We start from the raw sequence: 13,680 nt of genomic DNA on the forward strand, positions 1-13,680 counted from the left end.
CTACTCCGCCATCCTGGGTTCGGTGATGCCGTCTTCGGCCGCGGCGCTCGCCGTCGTCGCAGCGGCGCGCTTTTCCTTCGACGAGTCCCACCATGCATTGAAGGTGCCGACGATGCCCTTCGGCAGCAGCAGCGTCACCAGGATGAACATCGCGCCCAGCATGAAGAGCCAGTAGGGCGCGAGCATGCCCGAGGTGAAGACCGTCTTGGCGTAGTTGACGACGACGGCGCCGAGCGCCGCGCCGACCAGCGTGCCGCGGCCGCCGACCGCGACCCAGATCACCGCCTCGATCGAATTGCCCGGCGCGAATTCGGACGGGTTGATGATGCCGACCTGCGGCACGTAGAGCGCACCAGCAACGCCGGCCATGCAGGCCGACAACGTGAACACGAACAGCTTGTAGGATTCGACCCGGTAGCCGAGAAACCGGCTACGCGATTCCGCGTCGCGGATTGCGATCAGCACCTTGCCGAGCTTGGAGGACACGACGGAGCGGCAGATCAGGAAGCTCGCGATCAGCGCCAGGCAGCTCAGCGCGAACAGCGCCGCGCGGGTTCCTTCCGCCTGGACGTTGAAGCCCAGAATGTCCTTGAAGTCGGTCAGACCGTTGTTGCCGCCGAAGCCGAAATCGTTGCGGAAGAACGCGAGCAGCAGCGCGTAGGTCATGGCTTGCGTGATGATCGACAGATACACGCCGGTGACGCGCGAGCGGAAGGCGAGCCAGCCGAAACAGAAGGCGAGCAGTCCCGGCACGACCAGCACCATCAGGGCTGCGAACCAGAACATGTCGAAGCCTTGCCAGTACCAGGGCAGGTTCGAATAGTTCAGGAACACCATGAAGTCCGGCAGGATCGGGTTGCCATAGACGCCGCGGCTGCCGATCTGGCGCATGAGGTACATGCCCATCGCATAGCCACCGAGCGAGAAGAAGGCGCCGTGACCGAGCGAGAGGATGCCGCAATAACCCCAGATCAGGTCGATCGAGAGTGCGAGAATTGCGTAGCAGACATATTTGCCCCAGAGCGCGACGAGATAGGTCGGCACCTGCAGGAACGAACCCGCGGGCAGCAGCAGGTTGGAGAGCGGGATGAGGATGCCGCAGGCCGCGACGACGGCAAGGAAGATCGTCGCGCCGCGGTCCAGCGACCGCGTCAGCATGTGAGGGGTCATGCTTCCACCGCACGGCCCTTGAGCGCGAACAGGCCGCGCGGCCGCTTTTGAATGAACAGGATGATGAGAACGAGGATCGCGATCTTGCCGAGCACGGCGCCGGCGACCGGCTCCAGGAACTTATTGGCGATGCCGAGCGTGAAGGCGCCGACCAGCGTGCCCCAGAGATTGCCGACACCGCCGAACACCACGACCATGAAGCTGTCGATGATGTAGCTCTGGCCGAGATTGGGACTGACGTTGTCGATCTGCGACAGCGCCACGCCGGCGATGCCGGCGATGCCCGAGCCGAGACCGAAGGTCAGCGCGTCGACGCGTGAGGTGGCGATGCCCATCGAAGCCGCCATGCGGCGGTTCTGCGTCACCGCGCGCATCTCGAGCCCGAGCGCCGTGTAGCGCAGCATCGCGAGCAGAATGACGAACACCGCAAGCGTGAAGACTAGGATCCAGAGCCGGTTATAGGTGATGGTGATCTGGCCGAGCTCGAACGCACCGCTCATCCAGGAGGGGTTGCCGACCTCGCGGTTGGTCGGACCGAACATGGTGCGCACCGCTTGCTGGAGCACCAGCGACAGGCCCCAGGTCGCCAGCAGCGTCTCCAGCGGACGGCCATAGAGGAAGCGGATGATGCTGCGCTCGATCAGCACGCCGAGGGCGCCGGCGACGACGAAGGCGAGCGGCACGGCGATCAGCAGCGAATAGTCGAACAGGCCGGGATAGCGGGTGCGGATCACGTCCTGCACCACGAAGGTGACGTAGGCGCCGATCATCACCATCTCGCCATGAGCCATGTTGATGACGCCCATCACGCCGAAGGTGATGGCGAGCCCGATCGCGGCGAGCAGCAGCACCGAGCCGAGCGAGAGGCCGTACCAAGCATTCTGCACGGTGGACCAGACCGCCAGCGAGCTCTGGATCGAGCCGATCGCGCTCGCGGCGGCCTTGGTCACCGAGGCCGGCTGGTCGCCCATGCCGGTGAGCAGCGCCAGCGCCTCCTGGTCGCCGCGCGCCTTGAGGGTGGCGACCGCTTCGAGCTTCTCGACCTCGGCGGCATCAGGCTTGAACAGCAGGATGCCGGCGCGGGCGTCGCCGAGCGCAGCCTTGACGGATTTGTTAGTTTCCTTGGCGAGCGCACCATCGACCGCCTCGAGCGCGGTTTCGTCGTGCGACTTGAACACGGATTGCGCAGCCTGGAGCCGCGTTCCGGCATCCGGCGACTGCAGCGTCAGGGTGCCGATCGCAGCGTCGACGCTGCGGCGCAGGCGGTTGTTGAGACGCACTGCGCTCGCGCTGTCGGGAACGCTGGCGACGGATTCACCGGTCGCCGCGTCGATCGACTTGCCGTCGGCGCCGGTGACGTAAACCTTCTTGCTATCAGGATCGGCCATGAGGCGGCCGTCCTGGAGCGCGCTGATGATGGGAAAGGCCAGCTTGTTGCCGCTGCTCGCGACGACGCCGATCGCTTCATCCGTGTCGGAAAAATCATCGTTGGCGAATTTGGCGACCGCATCCTCGAACGGACCGGCGAAGGCCGGCAGCGCGAACGCGATCAGGAACAACGAGAGCAGGAGCGAACAGAAACGGGCGGACAAATTGGCTGGCACTGTGAAAGACCCCGGCAGAATGGTGGAGAAGGCGGCGGGATCGCCGCCTTCTCCGATCGTGCAATGGAGCGTCAGATCCGGATCAGGAGCCCGAACCGAGGCACTTGTTGGTCTTGGTGTTGAAGTTGCCGCACTTCTTGCCGACCCAGTCGCCGACCAGGTCCTTGGAGCCGTCGAGCTCCTTCGACCAGGCATCGCCCGCGACAAGACCCGGGGTTTTCCACACCACGTCGAACTGGCCGTTGGCTTTGATTTCGCCAATGAACACCGGCTTGGTGATGTGATGGTTCGGAAGCATCTTGGAGGTGCCGCCGGTCAGGTTCTTAGCTTCGATGCCCGGGAGCGCATCGATCACCTTGTCCGGATCGGTTGACTTCACTTTCTCGACCGCCTTGACCCACATGTCGAAACCAATGACGTGAGCCTCCATCGGATCGTTGGTCACGCGCTTCGGATTCTTGGTGTAGGTCTGCCACGCCTTGATGAACTTCTCGTTCTCCGGCGACTTGATGGACTGGAAGTAGTTCCAGGCGGCGAGATGGCCGAGCAGCGGCTTGGTGTCGATGCCGGCGAGTTCTTCCTCACCCACCGAGAACGCGACGACCGGGATGTCCTTTGCCTTGATGCCCTGGTTGCCGAGCTCCTTGTAGAACGGAACGTTGGCGTCGCCGTTGATGGTCGACACCACCGCGGTCTTCTTGCCGGCCGAGCCGAACTTCTTGATGTCAGCCACGATCGTCTGCCAGTCGGAATGACCGAACGGCGTGTAGTTGATCATGATGTCTTCCTGGGCGACACCCTTGGACTTCAGATAGGCTTCCAGGATCTTGTTGGTGGTGCGCGGATAGACATAGTCGGTGCCCGCGAGCACCCAGCGCTTCACCTTCTCGTCCTTCATCAGATAGTCGACGGCGGGGATCGCCTGCTGGTTCGGCGCAGCACCGGTGTAGAACACGTTGCGCTCGCTCTCCTCGCCCTCGTACTGGACGGGGTAGAGCAGGATGCTGTTCAGCTCCTTGAACACCGGGAGCACCGACTTGCGTGACACCGAGGTCCAGCAGCCGAACACGACCGCAACCTTGTCCTTGGTGATCAGCTCGCGCGCCTTCTCGGCGAACAGCGGCCAGTTCGAAGCGGGATCGACGACGACGGCTTCGAGCTTCTTGCCGTTCACGCCGCCCTTCTTGTTCTGCTCGTCGATCAGGAAGAGGATGGTATCCTTCAGCGTGGTTTCGCTGATGGCCATGGTGCCGGAGAGGGAGTGAAGCACGCCGACCTTGATGGTGTCGTCAGCGGCCTTCGCACTGGAAATGGAAGCCAGACCGAGCATCAGTCCGGCGGTCGCGGCGAGAACGCCACGGCGGCTAAATGACGCCGCTATATCGTGAGTGGATTTGCTATGCATGAGTGTCTCATCTCCCTGACGCAGACGTGAAAAACGCTGCGAAACGGCCCCACGGCCGCCTGCGATTAACGGATTCGCAAGAACCGTGCCATGGATTGGACACCGATCAAGTCGTTGTTTTTGTTTGTAAACTTGCCTGAAAACGAAGTATCGCCACTATCCGCCAGCCCAAATTTTAGGCAATTCAAATGTATGCGAAAGCGGCAGGCAGGTTACTTTCTGAGCAGGCTGCGCACTCTGGCTAAATTTCCGGCATAACTATTTCTGCACCGCAATCGGCCATTTGTGGCCCACGTGCCTTGAAAGCGCCCCCTCAATGTTCCATATGGTGGCCGAGGCGTCTTGCGAATCAAGAGGCCGTTGCGAGCCGCGTGTTCTTAAGCCCTTTCGGGCGTCTGGCTTGCCCCATCTCACCAAGCCATCCGACACCCCAAACACGCAGGTGTCCCATTTGACACCCCTATTGCGCGTGCCCCGCTAACTGCGCCGGGCGCCTGCTTTCGACATGGAAAGAACCCCTCTTTTGACTTCCTTTCAGGATTTCGGCCTCGCCGAACCCATCGCACGTGCCCTCACCGAAGAGAACTACGTCACCCCCACCCCCATCCAGGCCCAGACGATCCCGACCGCGCTGACTGGCCGCGACGTGGTCGGCATCGCCCAGACGGGAACCGGCAAGACCGCGGCCTTCGCGCTGCCGATCCTGCACCGCCTGCTCGAGAACCGCATCAAGCCGCAGCCGAAGACGACCCGCGTCCTGGTGCTCTCGCCCACCCGCGAGCTGTCCGGCCAGATCCTCGACAGCTTCAACGCCTATGGCCGCCACATCCGCCTGTCTTCGACGCTTGCCATCGGCGGCGTGCCGATGGGCCGTCAGGTCCGCTCGCTGATGCAGGGCGTCGAGGTGCTGGTCGCCACTCCCGGCCGCTTGCTCGACCTCGTGCAGAGCAACGGACTGAAGCTCGGCAGCGTCGAATTCCTCGTGCTCGACGAGGCCGACCGCATGCTCGACATGGGCTTCATCAACGACATCCGCAAAATCGTCGCCAAGCTGCCGATCAAGCGGCAGACGCTGTTCTTCTCGGCCACCATGCCGAAGGACATCGCCGAGCTGGCGGACGCCATGCTGCGGGACCCGGCCCGCGTTGCGGTCACCCCGGTCTCCTCGACGGTGGAACGCATCCAGCAGCGCATCATCCAGGTCGACTTCTCTTCCAAGCCCGCCTTACTGGCCAAGCTGCTGAAGGACGAGCCGGTCAACCGGGCCCTGGTCTTCACACGCACCAAGCACGGCGCCGACAAGGTCGTAAAGACACTCGAGAAGGCGGGCATCGCCGCGAGCGCCATCCATGGTAACAAGTCGCAGAACCATCGCGAACGGACGCTCGCCCAGTTTCGCACCGGTGAAATCCGCACGCTGGTCGCCACCGATATCGCCGCTCGCGGCATCGACGTCGACGGCATCACCCACGTCATCAATTTCGACCTCCCCAACGTGCCCGAGACCTACGTGCATCGCATCGGCCGCACCGCGCGCGCCGGCGCGGAGGGCACCGCGATCTCGCTGGTCGCAGGCGGCGAGGAACTCGCCTATCTCCGCGACATCGAGCGGTTGATCAAAGTGACGCTGCCGCGCGAAGACCACCGCACCGACGCGGGCCGCCGCGATGCGGGTCCTCCCCCGTCCCAGCAGCGTCAGGGCCGGCCCAGCCGCCCAGGCCAGCGTCCGCAAAGCGCACGGCATGGCGAGGGGCGGCGTGCCGACGAAAGGCATGCTGACGGTCGCCACCACAGTGCCGGCAAGCAGGGCGACGGACGGCCCGGCAGCGGCCCGAAGGCTTCGAAGCCATCTCGTCACGGCCGCTCCGGCGGCAAGGCGCATTCTTCGCCAAACGGCCGTCCTGAACAGCGTTCCGCGCATAGCGCCGGGGCGTCTGATGGGATACAAGGCGTTGCCTTTTTGCGGCGCGAGAGTCGGCCGAACGGCCAACCGAGCCGCAAACCCCATTCGCACTAGCCGTCCACGACCTGGAGAAATTCATGGCTAAGGAAGAGCTGATCCAGTTCGAAGGACTGGTCACCGAAATCCTCCCCGACGCACGCTACCGCGTGCAACTCGACGCCGGACACGAGATCGTCGCCTACACCGCCGGCAAGATGAAGAAAAACCGCATCAAGACGCTGGCGGGCGACCGCGTGACGGTGGAGATGTCGCCCTATGACCTCGAAAAGGGCCGGCTGATTTTCCGCCACAAGGACGAACGCCCGAGCGGCATGGGCGGACCTCCGCGTCCCGGGCAGCGCGGTGGCCAGTTCCGCCGCCGCTAACAGGGGTCAGCGCGCGAGCGCGGACCCAAAATCTCGACCTGTATGCTGATCCGCCGTGACCGTCACGGCGGATCAAAAAAACGTGCATGCAGGATTGTTATGCGGCCTTGTTTCCAGTAAAAACAGCTCATCGATTTTCGGCCGGACGACATTGGCATCCACCGGTACAGCCGGTTCAGACACGCTGACGACCCTTCCAAAATTCGATCTAACCTGTCCGCGCAAGCGGGCTCTTACATTGTGTTATCTGAGAAGGGACTACCCCCATGAGCATGGGAACCGTGAAGTGGTTTAACGCGACCAAGGGCTTCGGCTTCATCCAGCCCGACGACGGCGGCCAGGACGTGTTCGTCCACATCAGCGCCGTCGAGCGCGCTGGCCTCGGCACGCTGAACGAAGGCCAGAAGATCTCCTACGAGATCGTGGCCGACCGCCGTTCCGGCAAGTCGGCAGCGGACAACCTCCGCTCCGCCGGCTGAGCTAGCGCTTAGGGCCCGATCGGCTCAAGCGAACAAGTAAAGGAAAGGCCGGGCGCAACGCCCGGCCTTTTTTTCATTACAGGCAGGACGACGGTACACCGTTGTAAGGAACGCAGGTGACCTGGCGCGGCCGCGTGTAGGAGACATCGGCCAGCGTTACGCCCGACTTCAACACGTAGCCCACCGAAGGTGTGTAAAGGTAGCTCACCTCGCTGAGAATGAGGTAGGTCGACGGGACCAAGAGCGTCGGGGGGATCATCGACGTGACAATGTCGCCTTTCTTGTGGGCCGAGACCGTCAGCGTCGCCTGGGTTGCACCGCTCGCAATGGTGCCGCCCGTGCTCCAGTCAACCGTGGCAATGCTGTTCTTATCGATATGGATCTGCGAGATCGCGCCCTTCACGAGCGTAGCGTCGTAAGGCATGATCACCGATATGCTTGCCGTGAACGTGTCCTGCATGTTGCTATCGGCGAGCGTCGTTGACTGCGACGTCAAATCGGACAGAGTCCGTGCAATCATCGTGACTTTGCTTTTGATGGCCACGGCCGATGAAAATTCGACGGTGCCGAAGAACATCGCCAGCATCAGCGGCACGATGACCGCGAATTCAGTCGCCGCAACCGCGCGCCCGTCGGCGACGAAGTCCCCCACGCAGCTACGGGCTTTTCTCCAGATATTCGCAATCATCTGCATCGGTCCGCTCGGATCCATCTGTCTCAGAAGGGTTCATTCTTGAAGGCCGCTGTCGCCACCAGCAGCCGCTTGTTGCTGCAGCCCATGTTGAAGCCGAGCCCGGTGACGAAGAGCGGCCACTGATAGAACAGCCGCACCACGACGACCTGGCCGGCGGTCCCGGCACCGTACTGCACACCGGTTGGGTTGAAGCTGCAGGAATCGCCATAGCTGGTGAGGCTCAGCGATCCGAAGCTGTTCGTGCTCACGACGTCGACGTAGAGCTTGGCGCAATCGAACAGCGCCGGGATCTGGTTACAAACGTAAGTCTTGAACGTCGTTTGCGAGCAGGGTGTGCTCACGCCGGATACCGCGCAGGCCGTCACTGAACCGGATTGCGCCTGACCGGTCAGCAACACGCGCGCGGAATTCTGCGCGACGGTCTCGAGCACCTGGCTCGCGAAGAACATCAGCGCCGACTCGATGATGGCGAACAGCAGCGCGAAGAAAACCGGCGCGACGAGCGCGAACTCGACGGCTGCCGAGCCACGGCGGCTGCCGCGAAACCGGCGTAATGCGGCGAGGAGCGTGAACCTCTTAGGCGCGGGCGATGGCATCAAATTCCCCAGCAGCGGCGATCATCTGCCCCATTCAGTAGCGGAAACTGATTGTTTAAGTGTTCAGGCGATCCGCACTCGGCGGCCCGGGCCGTTAAAGGTGCGTTAACCGCGAACGACCCGAGGCTCGGAGAGAGGAACACCCGCACGCGCGTGCGTCCCGGGCACGACGATCCTGCCCGGGCACACCCGCCAATCGGTCTTGCTAGTTCGTCTTGCTAGTTTGTCTTGGCGCCCGCACCGGCACTGCCGCTGGCCGTGCTGCTCAACGAACCGGCCTGGCTCATCGTGTTGTTGAAGTAGACGTCGCTGTCGCCGAGCGTCACGCGACGCTGGCAAAGCGGCGCGCAGCTGTAGGACTCGCGCTCGATCCCGCGATAGACGGTGACGAGCCGGTCGCTCGGACCTTCGACCTGGATCTGGCGGTCGACCAGGATCTCGCCGCCCCGGTCGAGCGCGATGAAATTGGTGGCGCCATAGCCCTTTCCGGTCACGACGATCATGCCGCCGGGCTGGAGCGTGACGTCGGCGATCATGGGATTGCCGACCACGATGGTCGCCACCTTGCCGGGCAGCCGCACCAGCTTGGCCTGGTCGACATTGACGGCGATCGTATCGGCGGTCGGCTCGGCAAGTCCAGCAGCCGGCGATGCCAGCACCGCGGCCGCAACCAGAAGACAGACGCGCGCATGACGGCGCAGCAGTTGTTTACGCATACTCTTACCCCCGGGACGTCACAAACCGGCAGAAGCGATCAGATAGCAGCGGAGCCGGTGCCCGACGCGGCTAACCTGCCCTCAATTCGTGAACGTTCCGCAAATTCGCCGACTATTGTTTGAACGGACTGGCGTTTTGCGGCCCTCGAGGACCCTAGTGGCGGAACGGATAGGCAAGCTGCCCTCCGATCTCCTTCGGCATGGTGGCTTCGTCCTTGCCGTAATCCTGCGGCAGTTCCCCCGCGGGCATGCGGAAGGTGCCGAACAGCACGTCCCAGATCGGGAACGTGCCGGCAAAATTGGTGTCGCCGCCCTCTTCGAGCGAGGTGTGATGCCAGCGGTGGAACACCGGCGTCGCCAGCAGATATTTGAACGGCCCGAAGGTCCAGTTCAGGTTGGCGTGCACGAAGGCCGAATGGAAGGTCGTGAACGGGGCGACCCAGATCATGACGTTCGGGGAAATGCCGGCCATCAGCAGCACGACGTCGACCCCGATCGTGCCGAGCATGAGATTGACGGGATGGAAGCGGGCCGCCGAAATCCAGCTTATCTCCTCCGAGGAGTGATGGATCGCGTGGTACTTCCAGAACCCGCCGCCGTGGAACAACCGGTGCAGCCAGTACAGCATGAAATCGGACAGGACCAGGAACAGCACGGCCTGGACCCAGAGCGGCAATAGCGACAGCGGGCCGTGGCCATTGTCGTAAAAGGCGATGAGCTCGTCGGCATCGTGGATGTTGAAGACGAAGCTGGCGCCGACGATCAGAAGTCCGATCCGCATGACGCGTGCGAACACCGGAACGAAGAACCAGTAGCAGATATCCGTAACGATCTCCCGCTTGCGCCACCACGGCACGCCGGGATTGCAGGCCCAGAAATACTCGAGCACGGTGAAGACCACCGCCAGCGCGAAGGTCGTGGGGACCACTTTCGCGATGGTCTCGCCGAGCATCAGGGCGACTTGCATGGGCAGGCTCGACATCGTCGTCTCTCTTGCGAATTGCTGGTCCCGCCTACGCGTACTCTCCTAAATTTAAGGGACGGTGAAGCCGGCACTGCGCTTGCTGCACATCCGCTTCCGGGACGAATTGCAGCTGCCGCCTTAAGGTGAAATTCACTCTGGCCAGCGGGAAGCGGGTTTGCCCGATCGAATTAACTCTACCGAAAGAGCTCGGATCTCATGGTCAACGAGTCAAGCACAACGCCGAACGAGGCGATCCCACCCCAGATGGAGTTATGTTCATGAAGAACCTGATTGCGCGTTTCGCGAAGGATGAATCCGGCGCCACCGCCATCGAATACGGCCTGATCGCCGCCGGCATCGCGCTGGCCATCATCACCGTCGTCAACAATCTCGGCAGCACGCTGAACACCAAGTTCACCTCGATCAGCACCTCGCTGAAGTAAGCGACCGACGAACGACGGCAAATGCCCCGGACCTCCGGGGCCTTTGTTTTCTAAGACGGTGAGTTCCAGTGGCGTTGCGCAAGTACAGAACCGATGCCGCGGTCGCGGCGAACGAGGCGGAGACGCCGCAGACCGGCTCGCCGGCCTATTGGATCTGCCTTGCGCTGCTGCTTGCGACGACCGCGCTCGCCGCGCGCATCGCCAGTCTCTGGTGAGCACGCGTTCGGCGGGTTGCACCCTTCGGGAGCGCGGCCGTCGTTGTCGGTTTGTTTAGCACTGCCGGCTAGCCTCCGGCGACGCCAGCTCCGCGCCAAAACCCCAGGCCTCAAGACGCAGCCATGATCCTCGACCTTGCGCGCCTTCTGCTCTTCCCTGCCCTGATGGCGTTTGCCGCCGCGAGCGATCTCTTCACGATGACGATCTCGAACCGCGTGTCGCTGGCGCTGGTCGCCGGCTTTTTCGCGCTCGCTCTCGCCGGCGGCATGGCACCTTACGAGATAATGAACCATGTCGGCGCCGGCGCGCTTCTCCTGGTCGTGGCCTTCACCTGTTTTGCAATGGGCTGGATGGGCGGCGGCGACGCCAAGCTCGCCGCGTCGGTCGCGCTCTGGTTCGGCTTCGCGCAATTGATGGATTTTCTGCTCTACGCTTCGCTGTTCGGCGGAGCGCTGACGTTGCTCCTGCTCCAGTTCCGCCAATGGCCATTGCCCTACGGGCTGGCGGGCCAGGCCTGGCTGGCACGGCTGCACGACAAGGAAAGCGGCATCCCTTACGGCATCGCGCTCACGCTCGGCGCGCTGGTGATCTACCCGGAGACCGAATGGGTGAAGGCAATCGACCTCGCTCACCTCGCATTGCGCTGAACGCATCGGGTAAACCCGGCGTCAAGGCGATTTAGATACGCCTCATTAACCATGCTTTGACGAATAGCTGGTCAACTGCCGATTACAGCGACGGCAGCGTCGCGGCGTTTGGTGGAAAGTGAAGCGTATGAATAGGGCACGCATTGTCGTCCTGACGGTTGCCATTTGCGCCGGCGGTGTCGCCGCGTACTTGGCGAGCGGCACGGACAATTCTGCGCCGCCTCCGGCTCCGGTCGCGCAGCTTCCGACGGTCGACGTCCTGGTGGCCAAGAACGACATCGGCCTCGGCCAGACCGTCAAACCGGAAGATGTGCAGTGGCAGACCTGGCCGACCGCGACCGCCAGCGCCACTTTTATCCGCCGCAATGAGCGCCCTGAGGCGGTAACCCAGGTCACCGGCTCGATCGCACGCGCTCCCTTCATCCAGGGTGAGCCGATGCGCGACCAGAAGCTGGTCAAGGCCGAAGGCTCCGGCTTCATGGCGGCAATCCTGCCCACCGGCATGCGCGCAATCTCGACCGAGATCTCGCCGGAGACCGGCGCAGGCGGCTTCATCCTGCCCAACGATCGTGTCGACGTGCTTCTGACTCGCCGTCTCAAGAACCCGGACCAGAACAACGGCGCGCCCGATGTCGTCACGTCCGAGATCATCCTGGCCAATGTCCGCGTCCTGGCCATCGACCAGGCACCCAAGGAGAAGGACGGTCAGAACGCGGTGGTCGGCAAGACCGTCACCCTCGAGCTCAACCCCGCGCAGACTGCGACACTCTCCGCCGCGCGCCAGAGCGGCACGCTGTCGCTGGCGCTGCGCAGCATCGTCGACGTCAAGATGAGTGAGATCACGCTCGATGAATCCGCGCAGAAGCGCGACGGCGTTTCCATCATTCGCTATGGCATCCCAAGCTCGACGGCGAAGGCACGATGAGGACTGTCGATATGGAATGCAGGGCAGATTTGACGACGATGCGAACCTCAATGGTCCGCGCCCTGTCGTTTTCGGCTGCCGTTGCGCTCGCGCTCAACCCGGTGCTGACCCCCGCGGTCGCTGCCGACTATCGCCCTGCGGCGCAGGCCGCGGCCGACGGTCAGATGAACGCGCGCTTCCTCTCGCTGGGCATCGGCAAGTCGATCGTGATCGACCTGCCGCGCGACATCAAGGACGTGCTGGTCGCTGATCCCAAGATCGCCAATGCGGTCGTTCGCTCGGCGCAACGCGCCTACATCATCGGCGCCGCGATCGGCCAGACCAACATCGTGTTCTTCGATTCCGCCGGCCAGCAGATCGCGGCCTATGACATCGCGGTCAAGCGCGACCTCAACGGCGTGCGCGCCGCGCTGAAGCAGGTCCTGCCCAATTCAGACATCCAGATCGACGGGCTAGGTGACGGCATCATCCTGACCGGCTCGGCGGCGAACCCGGCCGAAGCCCAGCAGGCCAACGATCTCGCCTCGCGCCTCGCGGGCGGCCCTGAGAAGGTCGTGAACTCGATCGTGGTCCGCGGCCGCGACCAGGTCATGTTGAAGGTGACGGTCGCGGAAGTCGCGCGCAGCATTGTCAAGCAGCTCGGCATCGACCTCACGGCCAACCTCAACTACGGCACCTCGGTCGTCAGCTTCACCAACGCCAATCCGTTCACGGCGCTCGGCCACAACCTCGTCGACGGCAACAACCTGACCACCAAGTTCGGCGCGACCCCGTCGGTGCAGGCCACCCTGCGTGCGATGGAAACCGCGGGCGTGATCCGGACGCTGGCCGAACCGAACCTGACCGCGATCTCCGGTGAATCGGCAACTTTCATCGCCGGCGGTGAATTCCCGGTGCCTGCGGGCTATGCGTGCGACCCAACCACGCATGTCTGTACCACCCAGATCAGCTTCAAGAAGTTCGGCATCTCGCTCAACTTCACCCCGGTCGTTCTCAGCGAGGGCAAGATCAGCCTGCGGGTGATGACCGAGGTCTCTGAGCTCTCAAACGAAAATGCGATCACGCTGTCCCAGGCCGTGACCTCGACGTCGGTCAACTCGCTGACGGTGCCCTCGATCAAGACCCGCCGCGCCGAGACCTCGCTGGAAATTCCCTCCGGCGGCGCGATGGCGATGGCCGGCCTGATCCAGCAGCAGACCAAGCAGGCGGTCAGCGGACTGCCGGGCCTGATGCAGCTTCCGATCCTCGGCACGCTGTTCCGCAGCCGCGACTTCGTCAACAACGCGACCGAGCTGGTCGTGATCGTGACGCCCTATATCGTTCGCGCCGTTGCGCAAAAGGACCTGTCGCGGCCGGATGATGGCTTCTCCGCGCCTGCGGATCCGCAGGCCGAGCTGCTCGGCAACATCAACCGCATCTACGGTGTGCCCGGCCGGACCGAACCGGCCAAAAGCTACCGCGGCACCTACGGCTTCATCACCGACTGAGGCGGA

Annotated in this window: 15 protein-coding genes; 8 read left to right on the forward strand and 7 right to left on the reverse strand. The window is 63.2% G+C overall.

What is annotated here, in order from left to right; all coding sequences use genetic code 11:
- The 3 genes from urtC to urtA all read right to left on the reverse strand — a co-directional run bounded on the left by urtC (position 1) and on the right by urtA (position 4,179).
- Entirely contained in the window at positions 1-1,170 is a 1,170-nt protein-coding gene (gene urtC, locus ABIB06_RS05805) for an urea ABC transporter permease subunit UrtC (RefSeq protein WP_247446295.1), read from the reverse strand.
- On the reverse strand, positions 1,167-2,774 hold the full coding sequence (gene urtB, locus ABIB06_RS05810; protein WP_354044675.1) for an urea ABC transporter permease subunit UrtB: 1,608 nt from the start codon (positions 2,772-2,774) through the stop codon (positions 1,167-1,169). Before urtB ends, urtC begins: the two co-directional genes overlap by 4 nt.
- An 82-nt stretch (positions 2,775-2,856) precedes the next feature.
- Complete coding sequence (urtA, locus tag ABIB06_RS05815; protein ID WP_354044672.1) at positions 2,857-4,179, reverse strand: urea ABC transporter substrate-binding protein; 1,323 nt, start codon at positions 4,177-4,179, stop codon at positions 2,857-2,859.
- Between the two features lie 505 nt (positions 4,180-4,684).
- On the opposite strand from urtA, the gene ABIB06_RS05820 reads away from it, so the two are divergent.
- The 3 genes from ABIB06_RS05820 (at position 4,685) to ABIB06_RS05830 (ending at position 6,986) form a co-directional block, all read left to right on the forward strand.
- The gene (locus tag ABIB06_RS05820) at positions 4,685-6,196 is read left to right on the forward strand and encodes a DEAD/DEAH box helicase (protein WP_354044668.1); all 1,512 of its coding nucleotides are present in this window, start codon (positions 4,685-4,687) and stop codon (positions 6,194-6,196) included.
- 23 nt (positions 6,197-6,219) lie between these two features.
- Positions 6,220-6,507 (forward strand): translation initiation factor IF-1, encoded by a 288-nt coding sequence (gene infA / locus ABIB06_RS05825; RefSeq protein ID WP_007599789.1) that lies wholly within the window; start codon positions 6,220-6,222, stop codon positions 6,505-6,507.
- A 266-nt stretch (positions 6,508-6,773) separates the two neighbouring features.
- The gene (locus tag ABIB06_RS05830; RefSeq protein WP_247320093.1) at positions 6,774-6,986 is read left to right on the forward strand and encodes a cold-shock protein; all 213 of its coding nucleotides are present in this window, start codon (positions 6,774-6,776) and stop codon (positions 6,984-6,986) included.
- 76 nt (positions 6,987-7,062) lie between these two features.
- Here the strand turns inward: ABIB06_RS05830 and ABIB06_RS05835 are convergent, their stop codons facing one another.
- The 4 genes from ABIB06_RS05835 to ABIB06_RS05850 all read right to left on the reverse strand — a co-directional run bounded on the left by ABIB06_RS05835 (position 7,063) and on the right by ABIB06_RS05850 (position 9,974).
- Positions 7,063-7,680, reverse strand: a complete 618-nt coding sequence (locus ABIB06_RS05835) for a TadE/TadG family type IV pilus assembly protein (protein WP_354044662.1) — start codon at positions 7,678-7,680, stop codon at positions 7,063-7,065.
- Between the two features lie 23 nt (positions 7,681-7,703).
- Complete coding sequence (locus ABIB06_RS05840; protein ID WP_247343827.1) at positions 7,704-8,276, reverse strand: TadE/TadG family type IV pilus assembly protein; 573 nt, start codon at positions 8,274-8,276, stop codon at positions 7,704-7,706.
- Positions 8,277-8,494: 218 nt separating this feature from the next.
- The gene (locus ABIB06_RS05845; protein WP_247343830.1) at positions 8,495-8,992 is read right to left on the reverse strand and encodes a pilus assembly protein N-terminal domain-containing protein; all 498 of its coding nucleotides are present in this window, start codon (positions 8,990-8,992) and stop codon (positions 8,495-8,497) included.
- Positions 8,993-9,146: 154 nt separating this feature from the next.
- On the reverse strand, positions 9,147-9,974 hold the full coding sequence (locus ABIB06_RS05850; RefSeq protein ID WP_354044656.1) for a sterol desaturase family protein: 828 nt from the start codon (positions 9,972-9,974) through the stop codon (positions 9,147-9,149).
- Positions 9,975-10,234: 260 nt separating this feature from the next.
- Between ABIB06_RS05850 and ABIB06_RS05855 the strand changes: the two genes are divergently transcribed.
- The 5 genes from ABIB06_RS05855 (at position 10,235) to ABIB06_RS05875 (ending at position 13,674) form a co-directional block, all read left to right on the forward strand.
- Positions 10,235-10,399: a Flp family type IVb pilin gene (locus ABIB06_RS05855; RefSeq protein ID WP_011084259.1), complete on the forward strand. Its 165-nt coding sequence runs from the start codon at positions 10,235-10,237 to the stop codon at positions 10,397-10,399.
- Between the two features lie 68 nt (positions 10,400-10,467).
- A complete protein-coding gene (locus tag ABIB06_RS05860; RefSeq protein ID WP_354044651.1) occupies positions 10,468-10,614 on the forward strand; it encodes a hypothetical protein in 147 nt (48 codons plus the stop codon).
- 123 nt (positions 10,615-10,737) lie between these two features.
- Entirely contained in the window at positions 10,738-11,262 is a 525-nt protein-coding gene (locus ABIB06_RS05865) for an A24 family peptidase (RefSeq protein ID WP_354044648.1), read from the forward strand.
- A 127-nt stretch (positions 11,263-11,389) separates the two neighbouring features.
- Complete coding sequence (gene cpaB, locus ABIB06_RS05870; protein WP_247446287.1) at positions 11,390-12,187, forward strand: Flp pilus assembly protein CpaB; 798 nt, start codon at positions 11,390-11,392, stop codon at positions 12,185-12,187.
- A gap of 11 nt (positions 12,188-12,198) precedes the next feature.
- Positions 12,199-13,674 carry a type II and III secretion system protein family protein gene (locus ABIB06_RS05875; RefSeq protein ID WP_247344340.1) on the forward strand — a complete coding sequence of 492 codons (1,476 nt, stop codon included), beginning with the start codon at positions 12,199-12,201 and terminating at the stop codon, positions 13,672-13,674.
- Positions 13,675-13,680 lie beyond the last annotated feature (6 nt).

The sequence above is a fragment of the Bradyrhizobium sp. LB8.2 genome (assembly GCF_040548035.1).
In the GTDB taxonomy this organism is placed as follows: Bacteria; Pseudomonadota; Alphaproteobacteria; order Rhizobiales; family Xanthobacteraceae; genus Bradyrhizobium.